At 50.2% G+C, this 23,258-nt stretch carries 6 protein-coding genes; 1 reads left to right on the top strand and 5 read right to left on the bottom strand.

The genetic code is table 11. The features are described from left to right. Window positions 1–29: 29 nt before the first annotated feature. Window positions 30–953 carry a PfkB family carbohydrate kinase gene (locus FPG75_RS21085; protein WP_143309638.1) on the bottom strand — a complete coding sequence of 308 codons (924 nt, stop codon included), beginning with the start codon at window positions 951–953 and terminating at the stop codon, window positions 30–32. A gap of 86 nt (window positions 954–1,039) precedes the next feature. Continuing rightward, window positions 1,040–2,455, bottom strand: a complete 1,416-nt coding sequence (locus tag FPG75_RS21080; RefSeq protein WP_236652864.1) for an MATE family efflux transporter — start codon at window positions 2,453–2,455, stop codon at window positions 1,040–1,042. 463 nt (window positions 2,456–2,918) lie between these two features. On the opposite strand from FPG75_RS21080, the gene FPG75_RS21075 reads away from it, so the two are divergent. Then, a complete protein-coding gene (locus tag FPG75_RS21075) occupies window positions 2,919–3,416 on the top strand; it encodes a hypothetical protein (protein WP_161596869.1) in 498 nt (165 codons plus the stop codon). Window positions 3,417–3,573: 157 nt separating this feature from the next. On the opposite strand, the gene FPG75_RS21070 is transcribed toward FPG75_RS21075, so the two are convergent. From FPG75_RS21070 to FPG75_RS21060, 3 genes are all read right to left on the bottom strand, one after another. Continuing rightward, window positions 3,574–5,631, bottom strand: a complete 2,058-nt coding sequence (locus tag FPG75_RS21070; protein ID WP_143309634.1) for an OmpA family protein — start codon at window positions 5,629–5,631, stop codon at window positions 3,574–3,576. A gap of 58 nt (window positions 5,632–5,689) precedes the next feature. Then, window positions 5,690–6,694: a PorP/SprF family type IX secretion system membrane protein gene (locus tag FPG75_RS21065; RefSeq protein ID WP_143309632.1), complete on the bottom strand. Its 1,005-nt coding sequence runs from the start codon at window positions 6,692–6,694 to the stop codon at window positions 5,690–5,692. Window positions 6,695–6,775: 81 nt separating this feature from the next. Next, entirely contained in the window at window positions 6,776–22,585 is a 15,810-nt protein-coding gene (locus FPG75_RS21060) for an Ig-like domain-containing protein (protein WP_143309630.1), read from the bottom strand. Window positions 22,586–23,258 lie beyond the last annotated feature (673 nt).

The raw sequence follows: 23,258 nt of genomic DNA, 5'->3' as shown, positions 1-23,258 counted from the left end.
GTAATTCTTAATTCGTAATTATTAATTATTTAAACGAGGTCGATATCGAAGTTCACCAGTTGAACAAATTGTTCCAGGCGGGCGGTAATTTCTTCCGGCGTTATTTCGCGGAGGCGGGTGGTACCGAATTTCTCCACACAGAAAGATGCCATGGCAGAACCTACGATGATGGCGGTTTTCATGTTCTCGAAGGAGAGGTCTTTGGTTTTAGCCAGGTGACCGATGAAACCACCAGCGAAGGTATCGCCGGCGCCGGTTGGATCATATACATCATCCAGCGGCATAGCGGGAGCGAAGAATACATGATTTTCATGGAACAGGAGCGCACCGTGTTCACCTTTTTTGATGATGAGATAACGCGGGCCCATGGTCATGATCTTGCGGGCAGCCTTTACCAGTGAGTATTCGCCGCTAAGCTGACGGGCTTCGCTGTCATTTACCATCAGTACATCCACTCTTTTCAGCACTTTCAGCAGGTCTTCCAGGGCTACTTCCATCCAGAAGTTCATGGTGTCCATGACGATCAGCTTAGGCCTTGTTTTCAGCTGGTCGAGCACGCTCATCTGCACTTGTGGCGTGAGGTTGCCGAGGATAAGAAATTCGCTGCCCTGGTAGCTGTCGGGGATCACCGGCTGGAAATCGGCCAGCACGTTCAGATCGGTCACCAGGGAATCGCGGGTGTTCATATCCATGTGATATTTGCCGGACCAATAGAAAGACTTCTGATCTTTCTTGATCTGTACACCTTCGAGCACCACGCCTTTGGCAGTGAGGGCATCCAGTTCAGCCTGTGGGAAGTCGGCGCCTATTACGGATACCTGGTTGATAGGCTTTACAAAATTGGATGCAGCCCAGGCGATGAAGGTAGCGGAGCCACCGATGATTTTTCCTGATTTTCCGAACGGCGTTTCAATTTCGTCAAACGCCATGGTGCCTACGACAGTTAGCGACATATTTTTTTGTTACTGGTTTATTAGGTTAATGTTTAATGCAAAACCTCGCAAAGGTAACTACTTAATATGAAATAGCGGGTTCTCCATCAAATTTTAACCTTCATCCAGGCGCCTCTCCTGAAAAGGAGGATGGCGATGATGGCGATCGACGATTCTGAGATGGCGATGGCCCAGAAAACGCCCTGTGGGCCCAGCTTCAGGAAGATAGCCAGCAGGTAGGCCAGCGGCAGTTGCAGCATCCAGAAGCCGAAGAGGTTAATGAGCGTAGGCGTACGGGTATCGCCGGCGCCGTTGAACGACTGCATCAGCACCATGCCATAGGCGTAGAAAACGTATCCGAGGCTCATGAACCGCAGGCATTGGCTGCCATACAACACCACCTGTTCTTCACCGGTAAAGAGCCGTATAATAGGCTCTGCGGCCACCAGGAAGGATATCGATACAATGCCCAGGAAGATCATATTGAAGAAGGCGGCCCGCCATGCCGAGGTAGCGGCCCTGTCGGGCTGGCCCGCGCCCAGGTTCTGTCCTACCAGCGAAGCCGCAGCATTGGCCATTCCCCAGGCCGGCAGGATGGTGAAGATCACCACGCGGATCGCTACGGTGTACCCTGCAACGGCATCCTTACCAAAATAAGAGATGATGCGTACCAGGAATATCCAGCTGGCGGAAGCGATGAGCATCTGCAAAGAGCCGCCGGCGGCCAGTTTCAGGACAGATACCATCATGGCCGGCGCGGGCTTGAGATGCTTGCGCATGATGTGTATGATCCCTTTTCCGCTGAAGATGTGCCACAGCTGATAGCATACTCCTGCGCCGCGTCCGATGGTAGTGGCGATGGCAGCGCCTTTCAGGCCCAGCGCCGGTATGGGGCCGAAACCTGAGATCAGCAGCGGGCAAAGGATGATGTTGAGGCCATTCGCCAGCCAGAGGGAGCGCATGGCAAGAGCGGCATCGCCCGCGCCGCGGAAGATACCGTTGATCAGAAAGAGCAACAGGATCACGATATTGCCGCCCAGCATAATTTTCGTATATACGTGACCGTATTCCACTACTTCTTTGCTGGCTCCCATGACAGCGAGGATATCTTTGGAGAGGAAAACACCGATAACGCCGATCACTACAGCGAAGGCCACACAGAGGTACAGCACCTGCGTGGCGGCATGCGCGGCCGCATCAGGTTCTCTTTCACCAATGCGCCTGGCCACCATGGCCGTAGCGGCAATACTGAGTCCTACTGCACCGGTATATAACAATGACAGCACGGACTCTGTAAGGCCTACCGTAGTAATGGCGTTGATACCAAGATGACTGACGAAAAATATATCCACCACTGCAAACAGCGACTCCATGGCCATTTCGAGCACCATAGGCAGTGATAGTAAAAAGATAGCGCGGTTAATACTACCAGTAGTAAATTCTTTCTCACTACCGGTAATGGCTATACGTAATAATCTGAAAAACCTGCCGGTACGCGACAGTGGTTCTGATGACATAGTCATAAACAAAAAATAAGGTCGTAAACAATAAAGTATTGCAATAATAGCTCACTCCGGGCTACAGAGACATATAAGAAAGTGAAAGGGGCGACGTAACGGAAGTACCGTTGTCTGATTACATTTTCATAAGTGTTGATTTGGCATCTTCTAACATCTTACAAATGTAATCGAATTTTTCATTCATCAAAATCATCATTGCAAAAAATAAAATTTTAAAAATGTTGTAACACGAGTTTAAGTTAGGGCTACCGTCTTATCATGAAATAAATCCCGGATTGTTTAAAACCAGCTACAGCATTGGGTTTCATCGATCGGGCACAAGCATTTTAAAAATTCTTTACCTGTAAGTGTAACTTTTGTTTTTAAGTTCCGTTTAACATCACAGTAAGCGCTGAAAACCTATAATCCAAAAATTACTGATAAGTAATCTTGATCTAAAACCTTTATTAAAACTGAAATCATGCTTATGTTCAACAAACATGCTCTTAAAACAGGAGCCATGCTCGCTATTGCTATGGGTGTTACTTTTACTGCCTGTAAGAAAGATGATGATCCAGCGCCTCCGGCTCCACGCAGTACCAGCTTCGATTTGAAAGGTGTAGGCGCTGACGCCGCCAACAAAGTAGGCGCCATCACTGTAACAGAAAACAGCGACAGCACTATCAATGTATCTGTTTCTCTGACTAAAAACACCAAAGATGCAAACAACGTCATCTACTTCATTGGTGGTACTATGACTGCACCTAAAACTGATACACTGAACGTTACTTCAGCTACCGGTACTGGCGCTGCTATGAACATTGACCTGTTCAAGAAAGTGAACAAGATCACGCTGAAAACCGCTACCGGACCGAAAGATACCACTTTCAAATACGACGGTGCTGTTAAGTATGCCGCTTACGTGAAAGTGATCGTAAATGCAAAAGATACACTCGCTATCGGCAACTACGGTAAAACTAACTAATACTACTGTTAAAGGTTGAAGAGCAACCTTTGTTAGGAGGGTAGCTCTTATTTTGTAAAGAGTGATGAAAAGAAATAGCCGGCTTTTGCGCCGGCTATTTTTCAGATACGGTTATTTGACAGGATATGGAAGTCCGGATATATCCGGAGAAGTTATGTTATTGCCCTTGTGCATTTTTTCCTTCCAATACTACCACCTGGCGGCGGAGTACTTTAAATTCAGTACGCCTGTTCAACTGACGTCCTGCAGGATTATCTTTATGATTAGGCAGAGAGTTTGGTGCGATCGGTCTTGATTTACCATAGCCTTTAGCTGTAAGCCTGCTGGGCGAAATACCTCTGCTGATCAGGTAATCCACGCATGATTGCGCGCGGGCCTGCGACAGTTTATCATTGAATTTCACGGAGCCAACGCTATCGGTGTGCGCACTCATTTCTATCGTGAGTTTCGGATTGTCGTTGAGGATATCCACTACAGTATCCAGCACGGCCTTCGACTCAGGACGTAAGGTGGCCTTAGCAAAATCGTAGTAGATATTATTCAGTACGATTGGTTTTTCTATTTCATAATGGCGCAGGCACAGTGTTGGATTATCAAGCGAGTCGCTGTTATCCAGTCCATCGGTCTTGAAGCTGAGTGTTTTGGTAAAATAGTTTTCTTTTTCTGCTACTATTTTATAAGAACGTTTGGGATCTACTTCAAACGAATAGCGACCATCTTTTCCTAGTGTAACTTTATTGATCGTTTTCTGGCGGGCACTGTCTGAAAGCGTGACGGTAGCGCCTTCCAGCGGCAGATGCGTGTCACAGTCGATCACAAGGCCACTGGCCAGTTTACGTACCCTTTTCACACTGAATACTTCGAGGCAGCATACAGATTCTCTGTCTGAGCTGATAAAGCCTGAAGCAAAAGGATGCGTATTATCCAGTGCAGAATAATAGATATCATCTTTGGGAGAGTTGAGCGGCAGGCCCATATTCACCGGGGTAGACCAGGTGCCGAAATCGCCTTCACTGGAAAAGAAATCAAGACCACCGAGGCCTACGCGGCCATCAGTACTGAATACCAGCAGGTTCTTTTCTGCGTCATAGAAAGGCGCCTGTTCTTCATCTTTTGTATTGATGGCGGTACCCATATTGCGCGCGCTGCCCGGCACACCGTTAGACATCACACAATACCAAAGATCATTCTTACCCATACCCCCAGGTCTGTTAGAAGCAAACAACAAATATTTTCCATCGGCTGTAACAAAAGGCTGCATGGAGCTGTAGCCTTCTACGTTTACATTGTTGCCTAATGGTTTGGGGTCAGACCATGCGCCGTTCAGGCGATTGCTGATATAGATAGCAGCTTGTTTCACACCATTTTTAACGGTCCATCGGGTAATATACATACTTTTACCATCCGGGGAGATGGCAGATACACCCTGATCATAACCTTTAGCAACGGGTATCTTCAGTTTCTGGCTGTTATCGTAATTGTTATCGCTTCCGGTAGCTGTATAGAGGTCGTTTACATAGGGGTTACCATTTTTATTCTTGTTCTTTTCTGCCGGTTGTTTGGCTGTGGCAGGCAATGGTGGCGTTTCCGGCCGGGAAGAGGTGAACAGGAGCGTATGCGGGTCCAGTACTACAGGCGCGTAGTTAGCGCCGCCCTCATTCACATTACCGGATACTTTTGCGATAGTGAAACGTGGTTGTTTGGCGGCTTCTGCTATTGCAAATTCGCAGTTAGCGATTTCCAGAGGAACACGTGTAGAGATCTCGTCAGAAGCGGTATAACTTTGTTTGAATTTATTGAACTGATCCAGCGCATCCTGGTATTTACCATTAGCGCGGAGGCACACACCGTACCAGTAGCGCGCCTGTGCGAACTGTGGATTGTTGAACCCTACCAGTTGCGAGTACCATGTTTCGGCATTACCGAAATCATTATACATGCGGTAAGATTCCGCCAGTTTGGCCACTACCTGTTGATAGTCTTTAATTTTACCGGAAGGGGGAGCAGCCCCGGCAACGGCATAGGGCAATATCTGTTCTGATTTCACTTTGAAGGTGCCCAGCGCTTTGTTATAATACTGCGCTGCGGAATAATAATCTCTCGCATTGTAGTAAACATCAGCAGTATGTTTATAGTCATAAACATACTGTGCCTGCGCAGCGCTTATTATTCCCGTGAAGATAACAATCAGCCAACAGTGTGTAATTTTTTTCATGAGGGTCCATTTCTTTTTTCTGTATAAATTTTCTCCCTTCTAGTTGCTGGGCGAAGTATTACAATCTTGGACAAATAAAGTATTCTTCGTTCAGCACTCTTCTTTTACGACTGATAAAGGATAGTGATACTTCAAAACTCTGGCTGCCATTCACCAGGCGGCGCTGGCTGGACGTATTGGCGTCGTAGCTGAGGCCCAGCACAAAATTTTTGAAGTGGAAACCAGCAAAGGGTATAGCGGCATCGTTGAATCGGTAGTTACCGCCTACGAGAAAATCAAATTCGGGATTCACGGCCAGCTGTGCGTACACACCAGCCACTGTTTCTTCTGCATTACCCTGGTGCATATAGAGGCCAGTGGGCGTAATGCTTAATTGGTCGGTAAGCTTGATCTTGGCGCCACCATGTACGAGGTAGCGTACAGGCAGGTTGCGGTTGCCTTCTGCCGAAAAAGCGTCTTTAGGCTGAGTAAGGTGTGTTGCTGCAAAACCTACAAATGGATTGAAACGATGGTTAGGATTGCCATCGAACAAAACGGTACCGGCGCCTGCATCAAAGGAATTGGAAGAGGTAGTTCTCACATTTTCTCCGTTGAAGATGCTCGGATCAAATCCAATAGTGGGGCTATATTGGCTACCAGTCTGGAATTTAGCGGGGTCCAGTCTTCTGTTGATAATACCTGCCTGGATACCAAATACCCACATGGTAGTTTTTGTTTTACCAAATTTCACACCGCTATAAGATACGCTGGCCATTGCGTTGAGGTGATTATAGCCTGCATCGCCGGCAGACATATTTATTACGTTCAAACCAACGCCGATATTTTTATCGGTGGCGGCATCAATGGATACGCCGGCAGTGGAAAATGGTTTACCATAGTTGGCCCACTGGTTACGGTAATCACCACTGATGCGGTAGTCGCCGTCTATAATGCCTGTGAGCGCAGGGTTTAACCACAGCGGATACGCGTAGTACTGCGAGAAGTGAGGGTCTACCTGGGCTACTGCTAACCTGGGCAGCAAACTGCTCGCTAAAGTTATTGCGGCTATAAAGATCCTTTTCATAGGAACATTTTTTACTTGTTCAAAGAAGAGCCGGGGCACGGGTGATGGGATCGCCAGCACCCCGGCTTGTGTTTTAGAATTTTATCTCATTATGGTTACGTTACCTTTCTTGATGATCACAGTGCCATCCTGCATTACTGCGCGGAGCTGCCATACATACACGCCTACCGGCTGTTTCTGACCACCCATGGTACCATCCCATCCGATATGCTGGTCTTTGGACTGGAATGCCAGCTGACCCCACTGATTGTACACCCTGAATTCGAGTTGAGCGATGGACGTACCGTATACGTACAGGATATCGTTCACACCATCACCGTTCGGACTGAACAGGTTTGGCACAAAGATGTTGTTGCCTTGCGGGTTCCTTGTCTTATCGGTGATACCGTTAGAGAGTGCACTGGTTTGGCAAGCCTTATCGCTCAGCGCCCTTACGCGAATCGTTACGCTTTGGTTCGGCTGCAATCCGGTTACTGTATGGGTAGTGCCGTTAGCGCCGGAGCTAGGCGGTATGAAGGTCACGCCGTTATCGAGCGTTACTTCGTAGTGCGTTGCTCCTGGTACCGGCTGCCATGTGAACGTGATGCTGGTAGCAGTGGTATTAGCTGTATCTACTACTGGTGTTGCGAGCGGTTTCAGTACGGCGATGTTCACCGCTGTTCTGCTGGCGCTTGCGCAACCGGTACCGATAGCTGCTTCTGCATAGTAGGTCACATCTGCGTTGATCTGTGGTGTGATGAATGTAGCACCTGTTGCCACTGGCGCGCCGCCTGTTGCGGTGGTGTACCAGTTGAATACAGCGCCTGGCGTTGTAGAAGTAGCCGTGAGCGTGTAAGTGCTGCCCGGGCATTGACCAGGCTCGTTGCCTGTTACACTTGGCGCATCAGGAGCAACGCCTGCGAATACATTCACGAGTGCGCGTGTCGGGCTTGCACAGCCACCGGCGTTCGTTGCTTCTACATAGTAAACCTGGTTCGCGTTGATCGGGCCTACGGTTACACTGTCGCCAGTGTTTACTTTGGCGCCGCCTTGCGGTGCAGTGTACCAGGTGTAAGTGAATGCCGGGTTCGGGTTCTGTACCTGCAGGGTAGCATTGCCGCCGGTGCAGGTTGACACGTTCGCGCTCTTCACTGTTGGTACTGGCGGTACGGTGCTTACTGTTACATCCACTCTTGCTCTGCCGGTGCTTACACAAGTGCCGTTCGCTACCTGTGCATCCACGAAGAAGGAAGCATTAGCGGTGAGGCCTGTTACCTGTACCTGGCTGCCGGTAGCAAATGGTGTTGCATCAGTAGCAGTATGGTACCAGTGGTATACCAGGCCGCTGTTCGGGTTGATCACGCTCAGCGTTGCCGGTGTACCCACACATACTGTTTGTGTTGCATTTACATTCGGCGTGCTGATAGAATCCACCACGGTAGCGGAGATATTGGTACGTGACAGGCTGTTGCAGCCTCCGATGGTTTGAGCTATTACATAGTAGTTCGTAGTGGCGGTGAGCTTAGCGGTGGTGAAGGATGTACCAACGGCTACGCTGTCGTTGCCTACTGCGTTGTACCATTTATAGGTCAAGGCCGGATCAGGATTGCTGATGTTGAATGTTACGATGTTATTGAGACAAGTTGTTTGTGCCGGGATAGTCACTACCGGTGCACCTGGTGCAGCGTCTACGATGATCGCTGCTGCTGTTCTGCCGCCGGTATTGCTGCAACCTGCGCTGTTGAATGCGGCCACATAGTAAGTCACACTGGCCGTTACACCGCTGGCGGTGAAGGAAGTGCCGGTGCCTTTCAGCGTACCGTTTACAGCTGCGTCATACCAGTTGTAGGTGAGTGACGGATCCGGGTTGTTGATATTGAAGGTAACGTTACCGCCTCCACATACATGCTGGCTGTTAGTTACCAGTTGTGGTGCTGCCGGCGCCGGTTGTACAGTGGCTGCTACGGCTACTCTCGGAGATACTGCCGTGCCACAGCTCAGGGCCGCTACACTTTCCACATAGTATGTTACAGATGCGCTGAGTGCGCCGCTGGTGAAGGTTGCACCATTATCTGTGTTCAGTGGCGTACCACCAGTGGCCACGTTGTACCACTTGTAGGTCACACCATTTGTAGCAGAGGTGATGGTGAAGGTTACACTGCTACCCGCACATACTTGTTTGTTGTTGTTGTCGACAGTTGGTTTTGGTGCGCTGCCTACAAACACATTCACTTTCGTGCGTGAAACAGAGGTACATGTACCGTTAGATGCCTGTACATAGAAGGCTGTATCACTGGACAATGTGCCTGTTGTGAAGGTAGCTGCATTTGACAGGAGCTGTCCGCCTGTTGCTGCGCTGTACCAGCTGTAGCTGGCGCCTGCGGTGATGTTCTTCACTTGCAGTGTTACCGGCTGGTTGCGGCAGATAGAAGTGTCGCCAACTATCGGGTTCACGAGTGAGCCGCTCACGTCTACGTGTGCTTTAGTGCTGCTGCCTCCGCCACCACAGCCATTCTTGTTGAACGCTGTTACGTAGTAGTCGCCAGTGGTGGTAACACCCGGGATAGTATCTATCGGTCCTGCGCCGATCTGTACACCTGCGCTGTTGGTCCAGCGGTAGGTCATGTTCGGATCAGGGTTGAGTACCTGGAATATTACGCCATTACCTGCACATACTGTTTGTGTAGCAGATACCAGTTGCGGTGCTGCTGGCAGCGGTGATATCGTTACTGTAACGGGTACCCTTGCGGATGTGCCGACGCAGGCTGCGTTACCTACTGCCGCTACGTAGAATATGGTAGTGGTACGCAATGTATCGGTGATGAAGGTAGTACCAGCGTCGGTGTTCAACGGTGTGCCACCGGTAGCTACATTAAACCATTTGTAAGTGATACCTGCCACTGGCGTCTTGATGCTCAGTGTTGCGCGCTGGCCGGCACATATTGCCTGTACTGTGTCTACCACTGGTAATGGTGCACCGTTTACAGTTACCATTACTTTCACCAGTTGCAGTACGCAGGCGCCTTTCTTCGCTTCGAGATAGAAGGCGGTGTCGCTGGTGATCGCGCCGGTAGTGAATGTGCTGCCGGTTTGCAGGATGCTGCTGCGGAGCATGTTGTTATACCAGGTGTAGGTCACGGATGCATCTGCGTTGGATACGCTCAGCGTTGCTGTTTGACCGCTGCAGATGGCCACAGGCGCTACAACCGGCACTGTGATAGCATTCACATTGATAGTAACTGCTTTGCCGGAATCAGCCATGTTAGCGCACTTGTTGCTGCCTGTTACACTCACATAGTAAGTGGTAGCCGCATTCAATGTGTCGGTAGTGTAAGTAGCGCCGGTATGTAAGAGGTGCGTGAGTTTGGAATCACTGTACCAGTTGAATACCGGGTTGGTAACGGTGGTGCTGCTGGCGGTAAGGGTAACCGTCGTTTGCGGGCAGGTAGTAGTAGCACCTGTGACAGTGATATCTGCCGCAGTAGCTCTGTTGCCTACATTCACCGTTACTTTCTTCAGCGCACCGGCCGCATTTTCGCAGGTACCAGAATCGCTCACGCTTACATAGTAGGTGTAAGTGCCAGTAGCAAGACCCGGGATAGAGAGTACGCCTGTCGCGGTATTCACACCGGTAGTGATTGGTGTTACTTTGTTCGCATCTGCATACCATTTGAATACCGGGTTGCTGATTGCGCTGGTCGGTTTCAGTATCGCTGTATCGCCTGCGCAGATTGTTATATCGCTGATATTGATGCTGGCTGCGGTAGCTGCGCTATCCACTTTCAGCATAATCTTCGTACGACCGCTGTCGTTAGAGCAGCCATTGGTATTGGCAGCTACTACGAAGAAGGTATAATTACCTGCGATGAGGTTTGCTTGTGTTGTATAAGTAGCGCTGTTGGTAGCGATCTGCTGGCCGTTTGCATCGAACCAGTTGAAAGTTATACCAGCCACTGGTTTCACTTTCAATGTTACCGGCAGCTTGCCTGCGCATACTACAGCCGGGTTGCTGCTATCGGCTACCGGTGGCGCTGGTACTGCCTGTACGGTTACGTTAACCGGTGCAGATGCTGCACTGGTACAGCCATTCCTGGATGCGCTCACGGTATATCCATAGCTGCCGGCAGCCAGGGTAGTCGGAGTAACGAAGGCCACGCTGTCTTTCAGGTGTGCGCCTTTACTGTCGTACCAGCTGTAAGTCAGGCCCGGTTGCGGGTTCACTACAGACAAGGTAGCTGACTTGCCAACGCAGACAGTAGAGTCGCCGCTTGCGGTGGCTGTTGGCGCAGCGATCGCACGTTGTGCGTAGTTAAAGTCTACTGCGGTCAATGCGGCTGCTACTCCTGATTTCAGTTTCACTTCGATCGCATTGAATGTCTTCGTTGGAACGAATGACAGCAGTACGCCTCTTGTACCAGAGAGCACTTTCAGGTTCACCAGCGGGTTGCTCGGCGTTACGGAATCACCTGGTATGTTGCCGTTATAAGTAGTGAGCTGTACGCTGGCCAGCAGAGCGGCAGAGAGGATCTGGCTCGGGCTGGAGAGCATTACTTTAACAGTATCGCCGATGGCAGATGGACCATTGAAGTAAGCACGTTCCCATACATTGGCGTTCAGTGCGCCCAGGTTTATTACGAGAGAAGATGCAGTATTGGTATTATTATCTACTGCCAGTTGCGGGTTGTAAACATTACCCATTACCAGCAGGCCGCTGCCTCCTGTTGTTTGACTGGTAGCGCCTTCGCACGGTACTACATCAACAGGTACCGGCGATGTGATCACGAGCACGGAGGTGCGTGCTGACTTACACATTACAGCACCTGGCAATGATGCCTCTACCCAGAAGGTATCTACAGCAGCTGCATGCCTGATGGCAGGTGTAAATACAGCGCCTTTCGCCAGGGTATCAGCTCCGGTTTGTGAACGGAACCAGGTGAAGGATGCATTTGCTGTAGCAGCAGATGCAGTGAGTATAGCCTGTTGACCGGTGTCTACTCTGGCTGGCGACGGTGTTACCGTTGGCGCAGCGAGGCTGCTCGCGGTTTGTACCAACACCGCTGTTCTGTTAGCAGATACAGTGTTACAGCTATCGTTCTTCGCTTGTACGTAGTAGATCGCTTGTGCTGTTACATTCGTCACTTTGTAAACAAAACCACTGTCGGTATTCAGTTGTGTGCCACCAGTTGGTGTGTTGAACCAGCCATAGCTATAGCCTTTCACAGGGTTGGACACAGCCAGTACAGCATCTGCGCCTGGGCATACCGCAACAGTATCGGCCAATACAGCCGGTGCTACAGGGATAGCCCCCACTGATACATTCACTGCTGTGCGGGTACTGCTGGCGCAGCCGGTGGCAGCTCTGAATGCTTCTACATAGAATACGCTATCCTTGGTCAATACTCCTGTAGTAAAGCTGTTGCCATCTTTACCCGGCAGGTAAGTACCATTGGAAGTATACCAGCGGTAAGTGATACCGGTTACAGGGTTCGCCACGTTGAGAGTTGCCGTGCTGCCTCCGCAGACGCTCACATTGGATGCCTGTACTTGTGGCGCTGCCATAATACGGCGTGCGTAGTTAAAGTCTACTTCGGTGAGCGCTCCAACAATTCCGGATTTCAGTTTCACTTCTACTGCATCGAACGGATGAGCAGGCAGGAAGGTCAGTTCTGCCTGACGGCCGCCACCCAGCAGTTTCACGAACAGGAGCGGGTTGCTGGTGAGCACGGAATCCTGCGGCGCACTACCATTGTAAGTAGTCAGCTGAACGCTGGCCAGCAATGCGGCAGAGAGTATCTGGTTCGGGCTGGACAAGAGTACACGTACGCTGTCGCCAGGTGCAGACAATCCGTTGAAGCCTGCGCGTTCCCAAACGCTTGCATTCAATGCACCGAGATTTATTACGAGAGATGATGCCGTGGTTTGATCATTATCTACTGCCAGTTGCGGGTTGTACACATTACCCAATACCAGCAATCCGTTGCCGCCAACAGTTTGGGTAGTAGCGCCTTCGCATGGAACAGGTATCGGACCAGGACCTGAGATCGTTACCACATTCACCGGTACTCTTGCAGATGCGCAACTACCGGAGATGATAGCCTGTGCCCAATAGGTCACAGTACCAGCGGTAGTAGAAGCTGCCGGAGCAAAGGTGGTGCCTTTGAACAGCGTATCTGTAGCAGTATTGGATGCAAACCATGCGACAACCGCGTTGGCTACCGGTGGCGTTGCACGTAATACCGGCTGTTGATTGATAAACACTGTATCAGGAGATGGTGTGATCACCGGTGTTTGTAATGATGAGCCCAGATGGATACTTACAGACTGTCTTGCAGACACTGCACCACATTTGTTCATTGCTTCCACATAGAAGGTGGTATCTGTAGTAATATTGGCTGCCTTGAACGTAAAGCCGCTGTCTGTATTGAGTTTGGCGCCACCTGTTGCTACGTTGTACCAGTTATAGCGCAGCGTAGTATCAGGTGTTGGTACTGCCAGTACGGCGGTAGCGCCAGCGCAGATCGTTACAGATGAAGGCTGACCCGGGGTTGCCGGCGGTGTAGTCATATTCACCTTAACAGCTGTGCGAACCGGGTTCGCGCAACCATTGAGCGTCTTGCTGGCTTCTACATAGAAAGTAGTAGCAGCAGAAACAGGTGTGCTGGTGAAGCTGGTGCCTGTACCCAGTACGGTGCCGCCATTGGCCTGGTTGTACCATCTGTAGGTAACGCCGCTTACCGGGTTCTTCACGGCCATTCTTGCAGAATCGCCAGAGCAAACGGTTACGGAATCGCTGGCTACCTGTGGCGTAGCTACCAGTCGGCTGGCGTAATTGATGCCTACCGCTGTGAGCAGGGTAGCAGCGCCAGAGTTAAGGCGAACTTCCACACGGTCAAATGTTGCCGTTGGCTTGAAGGTCAGCATTGCTTGCTGATTACCGCTGAGTAATCTTAATGTCAGCAATGTGCTGCCAACAGACAAACGGTCGTTATTGAAGGTAGCGCCGTTGTAAGTTGCTACCTGTAAGGACGACAACAGACTTATATCTGTCAGTCCAACCGGGAAGTTGAGCAGGATATTCACACTATCACCGGCAATGCTGGGTGATGGGAATATCAGGGTTTGTTGTACATAACCGCCAAGCAGGCCGGCTATTACATGAAGCGTTGAAGAAGTAGAAACAGAACTGTCTACCGCGAGTGCCGGATTGTCTACATAGCAACCTACGCAGATACCGTTGACGGTATTAGTTTGATCATTAGCAGCGTCGCAAGGTACGTCATTGCCGTTGCTGTTAAGAACGGTTACAGTAACTGTTTGCCGTGCAGTAGCGCAACCATTAGGCCCTACTGCTTCTACAAGATAGGTGGATGTTGATTGTAATGGTCCCGTATTAAAGCTCGGGCCTACAAAGATGCTGTCGCCAGTGGCGGTATACCACTTGAACACAACGCCGGCGCCGGTGGCAGTAGCGTTAATGATAGCACCCTGGCCTCTGCTTACTGTAGTATTTTGAGGCGTTACGGTGAATGCTCCCGGTACAGCGCCTAATGTTACTGGCACCCTTGTGCGCGTACTGATACAGCCATTGTTATCAGATGCCACATAGTAAGCGGTATCGGCTGTCAGCACTGGCGTTACAAATGAGGTACCTGTAGCCAGAACTGCGGTATCGGTAGCGCTCCTATACCAGTGGAACTGTACGCCTGCCGGAGCGGAAGCTACCAATGTAGCCTTACCACCTGCGCAGAGGCTAACGCCTGGCGCTGTTGGCGCAGCAGGGCCCGCGCCTACGTTTACAATGGCCGGCACTCTTACAGGATTCGCACAACCAAACTTGCCGGATTCGGCATAGTAGGTAGTGGTAGTAGTAAGCGCAGGTGTGATGAATGTGTAACCACTGCCCACCTGGTTACCGCCGATGGCTGCATCAAACCATTTGATGTCAGCGTTGGCAGGAGCAGTTACCGTGAGGGTATCCGGCTTGCCTGCGCAAGTACTGAAGCTGGTTTGTGACAATGTTGGCCTTGGCGGGAAGGCGGCTGCAAAGTATACATTGAGGTCGGTGAGCAAGGAAACCGTTCCATTGATGCTCACCAGCACACCATTGAATGCATTGGTTGTTGGTATCGTTACCCTGAACCTGTTACCTGTACTCAGCAAGGAGAGATGAACAAGGCCACTGTTCAGTGTGATCATATCATTGTTCGGAGTAGCGCCGTTGTATGTCTGCAACCTGATGCCACCCAGCAATGCTGCTGTCACCAACTGTCCTGGTATTTCCATATCAACGGATACACTGTCGCCGGCTGCATACGTATTCTGGAATTGCAGTAACTGACCCACATAGCCCAGCGCGCCGAGTGTAGCGCTGATCGTGGAGGCAGAGTTGGCGTTGGTATCTACTGCCAAACCAGGATTGCTAACCCCGCACAGCACACATACGCCGGAGATGATCGGGCTCTGTTGCTGGTTTGCATAGCTGCATGGTGTTGGTTCAGGCGACATGTTAATATTCGCAATCACCTTCGTACGTTGAGAGCTGGCGCAACTTGCTACCGGATCAAATGCTTCCACGTAGTAGATCTTCGCAGCGGTAAGCGGTGGAGTAGTGAATGATGTTTTATTGGCAGCTACCTGTGTACCTCCCGCCGGTGCATCATACCAGTTATACTGATAAGCCGGGTTAGGATTGGTGATGGTGAAGGTAGCCGTACTGCCGCTGTTTACACTAACTGTTTGCGGAGCAACGATCACTGTTGGTAATCCTACTATTATATTCACTGCTTTACGGGCAGGGCTGGTACAACCCGGTCCGGATACAGATTCTACATAGTATACTGCATTTGCGGTAACGTTAGGAACCGTATAAGTAGCAGTAGTTGCCAGCGGCGTACCGCCAGTTATCTGGTTGTACCAGCGGAAGCTGCTGCCCGGGCCGGTTGCTTTGAGTGTTGCGGTCTGACCGGAGCATACATACACAGTGTCTTTTTCAACAGTAGGCGTACCGGTGAATATCTGTGCATAGTGCAGGTTCAGCGAAGTAAGCGCTGTAGCCACGCCTGAGTTGAGCCTTACAAATATCCTGTCGAAATTACCGGCAGGCTTGAAGGCGATGGTAGCACGCTGGCTGCCACTCAGCAGGTTCAGTTTAATCAGTGCGCTATTGAGTGCAATACTGTCGTTGTTAGATGTTGAACCATTGTAAGAGCCGATCACTATGCTGCCCAATACACTTGCATCGAGCAATCCGGTGTTTACAGACAATCCCACCCGCACGCTGTCGCCAGCGTTACCAGGTGTTGGGAAGATCAGCGTCTGCTGAGTATAAGCACCCAGCACGCCCAGGATGGTATGTAACACCGATGCTGTAGCAGTACTGTTATCTACAGAAGAATCTTGTTTTTCAACATAACATCCTACGCACAAACCACTCGCGTAACTGAGCTGGCTGGTAGCGCCACCGCAATCAATATCTCCAGGTGATGATGGTCCTCCACCACCGGTAAGGGTGATAGCCACCGGTGTTCTCAGACTCTTACAAGTACCGGTAGCATCTGTGGATTCAACATAATAAGTGATATTGCCTGTTACAGGCGGTACACTGAAGGTAGGCCCTACAAACACAGGTGTTCCGCCGGTTGGCGTTGTATACCAGTTGTATTTATTGGTAGCTACCGGGCTTACTACGTTGAAGGTTGGAGTAGCGCCCTGTGCTACCTGTGCAGAAGCTGGCGTAACAGCTACTGTTGGCTGACCGATCCTAACGGAAACGAGTGTACGAACACTGCTGGCACAGCTATCTGCATCCTGTGTGATCGCTTCTACATAGTAGTTCGCATCGGCAGTCAGGGCAGGCGTTGTAAAGGAAGGACCAAAGCCGATCGGCGTGCCGCCAACGGCCTGGTTATACCAACGGAAGGAGTACCCGGCAGGACCACTGGTGGTAAGCGTAGCGGTAGCGCCGGTACAAACATTCACATTACTATTGGTAACAGCCGCATTTGGCGTAACAATGCTGGCATAGTATATCTTCACGGTAGTGGCAACAGAGGCCAGTCCTGTTACGCCTACTTGTACAGCGTCAAAAGGTTGACCGGCCGGTATCGTCAAGGTTCCCACCTGTTCTGTTCCTAACAGCGTAAGCGTCAGCAAGCCGCCGCTCAATGGGGTGGTGACTTTGGCAACACCAGCGTTATAGGTAGTAATGGATATATTACTCAATATACCGGCATCGATCAGGGAAGCAGGGATACCGATCTTGATGCGGATGCTGTCTGTTCCTTTTCCGGTTTTTCCGAAGCTGAGCGTTTGTTGTTCTCCGCCAAGTACACCTATCACAGTGTGGATAGCAGATGCGGTGTAAATGGAATTATCTACTGCATTGGCAGCAGAATCCACGGAACAGAGCAAGCAAATACCTGTTGGCCCCCACGTTTGGGTTTTCGCAGCACCGCAGGCCAGACTGGCATTTGTAGGCGCATTGTTAACTCTAACGGTAACGGCTGTACGCTGGAAGCTAACCAGTCCATCAGATGGAGAAGTAGCTTCTACATAATATGTTTTGCCCTGTGTGAGCGGCGGAGTGGTGAAGCTGTTGGTGGTAGCCAACGCAGTACCGCCTGTCGGGGTTTCATACCAGGTGAAAGTAGCATCCGGTATTCTCGGTATAGATGCATTGAAAGTAGCTGTTTGTCCTACATTCACGGTGGTATCAGTTGGTGTAACTGCTACTGTAACCGGGATGCTGGCAGCCACTTCATAAACATTCAATGAATTGCTCACAGTGGCCAGTCCGCCCAGGTTCACCTGCGCGGCATCAAACGGTTTCGTTGCAGGTATTGCCACACGATATTTGTGCGAACCGTCTGTTCCCAATCCCAGCACATTAAGGCCTATAACATTTTGGTTAAGCGGCGTAATATCACCATTCTCTACGCCAGCTTTGGAAGTTTGTACAGAGATACTCTTCAGCACACTTGCCTGTGCAAGCAGATCAACAGGAGATCCCAGGAAGAGGATAATACTGTCGCCAGCCTGGTAAGCGCCAGGGAAGATGATCTTCTGGCTAACAGATCCCAACAGGCCGATTGGTGCAATCAGTTTGGAAGCAGTAGTAGTATCGCCATCTATCGCCTTCAGCGAATCCTGAACAGTACAAAGCGCACAGGCTATACCACCGGTGATGGGGCTTACCTGGTCAGTACCATATGACCACAGCGGGCCATTGCCGCCGCTCACCTTAACGGTAACGGCTGTACGAGTAAAGCTCTTTGTACCGGCAGGATCGGTTGCTTCTACAAAGTAAGTAGTATTCCGGGTGAGATTAGGCGTTGTAAATGTTGCGCCGCCACCAGGGATCGGAGCACCGCCCGTTGGAGTGGTGAACCATTGGAAGGTGGCGTTAGGCACGCGTATCGCCGCATTCAGCGTAGCGGGTTTGTTGTAATTAACCGTCGCAGGAGAAGGCGTTACCGTTACAGGAATAGCAGCTGCTACTTCATACAGATGTAAGGAAGATGACAATGCTGCCAGCGATCCTTGTCCTACCTGTACCGCATCAAATGTTTTAGTAGCCGGAATGGTTACGCGGAATTTATTAGTGCCGTTCAATCCAAGACCCAGCGCCTGTAACCTTACCAGCCCGGTGTTATTGAGGAACACCTGGTCATTGTTAGGTACTGCAGGGCCAGCGATGGCATTATTGAAAGTTTGTACGGAGATATTTGGCAGCAATTGAGCATTCAGAATAGGATCTGCAGGCAGGTCCATGAAAAGCACAATACTGTCGCCAGGTTGATAAACGCCTGGCATTATTACTTGCTGGCTGAGCGTAGTACCTACGCCTATGCCTGTAGTAAAGGTAGATGCAGTAGTAGTATCGCCATCTGCAGCGAGTTGCGGATTGGTGACCACGCAGGCCGCGCATGCAATACCGGATGTGATCGGACTTACCTGATCCTGGCCAAAGCTCCAGATGGTGCCCGGTCCACCGGCCACTTTAATCGAAACCGGCGTACGAACATAACTGTTCAGGCCATCAACAGGTGAGGTAGCTGACAGATAATAGGTCTGATTACGAGCCAGTGGCGGTGTGGTAAAGTTAGTGCCTGTAAATACAGGTGTGCCGCCGGTTGGCGTTGTATACCAGTTGAAAGATGGATTACTGATCCTTGTTTGATCGATACCTGCCGTTAACGCAACCGTGCCGCCAGCCGTAGTAGTAGGCGCTGGTGGTGTAACGGTAACAGGTATGAACGCGGTAGCTTCATAAATGCGCAGTGAACCAAATTCTGCAAAGAGAGCAGAGAGGTCTACCTGCACGGCGTCGAAGTCTTTCTGCACAGGAATGATCACACGGAATTTCGGCGTGCCGCCTATACCTATGCCCAATAGCTGTAAACGTATCAACGAACTGTTCAACGTAACCGGATCGGCATTATCAACACTGCCATTGAAGGTATGCACCTTCACAGCAGACAACAGCTGTTTGGTATAGATGGTATTAGGTATCTGGAGATCGAGTGCGATATTGTCGCCCGCTTTATAACTTCCGGGGAACTTCAGTAACTGTCCTACTGATGTGAGTGCGCCTACTGGCAACACCAGTTTTGATGCAGTAGTGGTATCGCCATCAATGGCCAGGTTGGCGCTGTCTACAAAGCACAATGCGCATGCTACGCCGCTGGTGATCGGGCTTTGTTCCTGATCAGCATAGCTCCAGAGCGGGCCTACGCCACCGGAAACGGTTACTGGCACAGCAGTGCGCACGTAGCTCTTCTTGCCGTCGGGGCTGGTGGCTTCTGCATAATAGGTGATGCTCCGGCTCAATGCAGGAGTAGTAAAACTGGGGCCGCTGCTCAACGGCGTACCGCCAGTAGGAGTGCTGAACCATTGAATAGTAGCACCAGGTATCTGGTTGATGCTGGCAGCAAATGTAACGCTGCCGCCACGTACCACGTTGGCGGTATCCGGAGAAACTTTTACTGGTATAAATGCCGTTGCATCATAAATGCGCAGCGAACCAAATTCTGCGAAGAGCGCAGAAAGGTCTACCTGCACGGCATCAAAATCTTTCTGGACAGGGATGATCACGCGGAACTTGGGCGTACCGCCAATACCAATGCCCAATGCCTGCAAACGTATCAAAGCGCTGTTCAAGGTAACGGGATCCGCATTGTCGACGCCACCATTGAAGGTATGCACCTTCACAGCAGATAACAACTGTTTGGTATAGATCGTATTGGGTATTTGAAGATCAAGCGCGATGCTATTACCCGCTTTATAATTACCAGGGAATTTCAATAACTGTCCAACAGAGGTGAGCGCGCCTACGGGCAGCACCAGTTTAGATGCAGTAGTGGTATCGCCATCCACCGCCAGGGCAGCGCTGTCTACAAAGCACAATGCACAAGCTACACCGCTGGTGATAGGACTTTGTTCCTGATCGGCATAGCTCCAGATAGCGCCGGCGCCATTCACCACATTAACGGTAACGGGCGTACGAACATAGCTGGATTTGCCGGTAGGGCTGGTTGCCTGTACATAATAGGTAGTAGTGTTAGTCAATGCCGGTGTTGTGAAGCTGGCTCCATTGCCCAGCGGCGTGCCGCCACTGGGAGTGCTGAACCACTGGAAGGTAGCTCCCGGCACACGGGCGATGGCCGCATTGAGCGTGGTGGTGCCGCCACGCACTACCATGGCGGAATCAGGTGTAACTGTGACAGGAATAAAGGCAGATGCTTCATAGATGCGCAGGGAACCAAATTCTGCGAAGAGCGCAGAAAGGTCTACCTGCACGGCATCAAAATCTTTCTGTACAGGGATGATCACCCGGAACTTGGGTGTGCCGCCGATACCAATGCCCAGTGCCTGCAAACGTATCAATGCACTGTTCAATGTAACGGGATCGGCATTATCTACGCCACCGTTGAAGGTATGCACCTTCACGGCAGATAACAATTGTTTGGTATAGATCGCATTCGGTATCTGGAGATCAAGCGCGATATTGTCGCCCGCTTTATAGCTGCCGGGGAACTTCAGCAACTGACCGATAGACGTAACGGCGCCCACTGGCAGCACCAGTTTAGATGCAGTAGTGGTATCGCCATCCACCGCCAGGGCAGCGCTGTCTACAAAGCACAATGCGCAGGCAATACCGCCAGTGATGGGGCTTGTTTGGCTATTGGCAAAACTCCAGATAGCGCCGGCGCCACCGCTAACACTAACGTTCACGGGTGTACGCACAAAACTGTGCAGGCCATCCGGGGTGGTGGCCTCAACATAATAATTGGTAGAAGTGGTGAGCGCAGGTGTGGTGAAAGACGGCCCGGTAGCAAGCGGGGTACCGCCAACAGAATCGGCGTACCAGGCGAAGGTAGCGCCGGCCATACGCGGATCGATGGATGCTGTGAGATTAGCGGTTTGACCTGAAGTGATACTAACAGTATCCTGCGATACTTTCACCGGAATAAATGCGGCAGCATCATAGATCTTTAATGCGCCAAACTCTGCGAATAACGCAGAGAGGCTCACTTGCACAGCATTGAAATCTTTCGTTACAGGAAATATCACTCTGAATTTACTGATACCTCCAGGCCCTATACCGAGCGCCTGCAAGCGTAGCAATGCAGTACCTATATTGGTGGCGTCGCCATTGGAAACTCCGTTATTGAATGTTTCTATCTGAATACCGGAGAGCGCTTGTTTAGTGTAAAATTTATTCGGAATTTCCAGATCAAGCGCGATATTATCGCCTGCTTTATATGAACCGGAGAAGATCAGGCGCTGACCGGCAGAAGTTGCAATACCTGCGGGCAACACAATCCTGGATGCAGTACTGGTGTCGGTATCGACTGCCAGTTCCGGATAGTCCACAAAACACAATGCACAGGCCAGGCCGCTGGTGATCGGACTTTGCTGATCCGATGCAAAGCTCCACAGTGCGCCGTTTCCGCCGCTCACTGTTACATGCACCGGTGTGCGTACATAACTTTGTAACCCGGGTGTGCCGGTAGATGCTTCTACATAATAGGTGGTGCTTCTGCTCAGTGCCGGTGTAGTAAATGAGCTGCTGGTGGATAGTGGCGTGCCACCTGCCGGTGTGCTGTACCATTTGAATGTGGCGCCGGGTATACGCGGCATAGAGGCATTCAGCGTGGTGCTACCGCCTACGGGGATCACTGGTGGTGTGGGCACTGTTACCGGAATGATAGCAGCGGCCTCATATATTCTCAAAGAGCCAAATTCGGCAAACAGGGCCGACAGGCTCACTTGCACGGCATCAAAATCTTTTGCGATCGGCACTACTACACGGAATTTATTGGTAGTGCCCAAGCCGATGCCCAACACCTGTACTCTCACCAATGCATTGTCCAGTGTAACCGGATCATTATTGGCAACACCGGCATTGAATGTCTGTATTTGTACCGCAGATAATAATTGTTTGGTGTAGATCTGGTTAGGGATTTCCAGGTCTATTGCTACCTGGTCGCCGGCCAGGTACGAGCCGGAGAATTGCAATTTCTGCCCTATGCTGCCTACTACGCCTGCAGCCAATACGAGGGTAGATGCGGTAGTTGTATCCCCATCTATTGCCAGTTGCGGGTTATTGATGGTGCACAACAAACAGCCGCCAGTAGTAACCTGGCTCTGTCCGGAAGCGAAGCTCCACAAGGGCCCTGCAGCCAGTTGGCCAGTGGCCATCCTGTTGGGATTCAGTGGTGCGTTAGGGTGCTGCCTGAGATAAGTTCCCAGGAAGTTAAACCCTCCGTTGTTCAGATTGCCATGTGCAACAGGAACAGTTTTTGTTCCCAGGGCGTAGATCGCTCCGCTTGCTGAAATAATCAGCGAGAGGAAGATAAATAATAAAGAGAAAGCCCTTGATGACCCCTTAGGAGTAAAGATAGGATGCATAGCAATAGTGGGTTTTATAAAGCATTCTTAATGTCCTTGTTTCAAGAACTCTTAGGCAGGCAGGAGGTTATGAGGTGCAACAAGCGAGAAAGATATTTTCACCGTTCAGTACAGTATTACCCATTCGTGTTGTCCACTATCTGGCGACTTTTTCTTCTCTGGAAAAATGTTAAAATATTGTTACAGCGAGTACGAAAGTAAATGGATACTGGCGTTATCGAAAGGTTCTTTTTGTTCATTTGATTCAGCACAACCATCTTGTTCAGTTTGTCTTTTTTCCGTTCAGTTTGTTCAATTTAGCGTGTGGATTACCCTGAAAAAATGAATAAACTGTTGTGGCAGGAAAAACAAGCAATTGAAAAAAATTTTCATTTTTTTTCTGGCAGCGCCAAGCCTGAATACAGGAGATGTGAGGGCTAGGGTGATTGTTGGACTTTATTCTGGCATCTTACTGCCTATCTCATATTTATATATGATATCTATCTATAAAATATTCTATTACATTAAAAAATACAACATATGTAATTCAATTTAATATCCCCTGTTCATTTTGTTCATTTTGCCTTTGTAAAATCTAAACCCCTGACCACTACGTAATTAACCTTGTACCGTAAAATTCCATAATCCATTATTGTCCCCTATGATAGATCTATCCTATGACTTTATCATAACT

The organism is Chitinophaga vietnamensis (assembly GCF_902167635.1).
In the GTDB taxonomy this organism is placed as follows: domain Bacteria; phylum Bacteroidota; class Bacteroidia; order Chitinophagales; family Chitinophagaceae; genus Chitinophaga; species Chitinophaga vietnamensis.
This window is presented reverse-complemented; position numbering and strand designations above follow the sequence as displayed.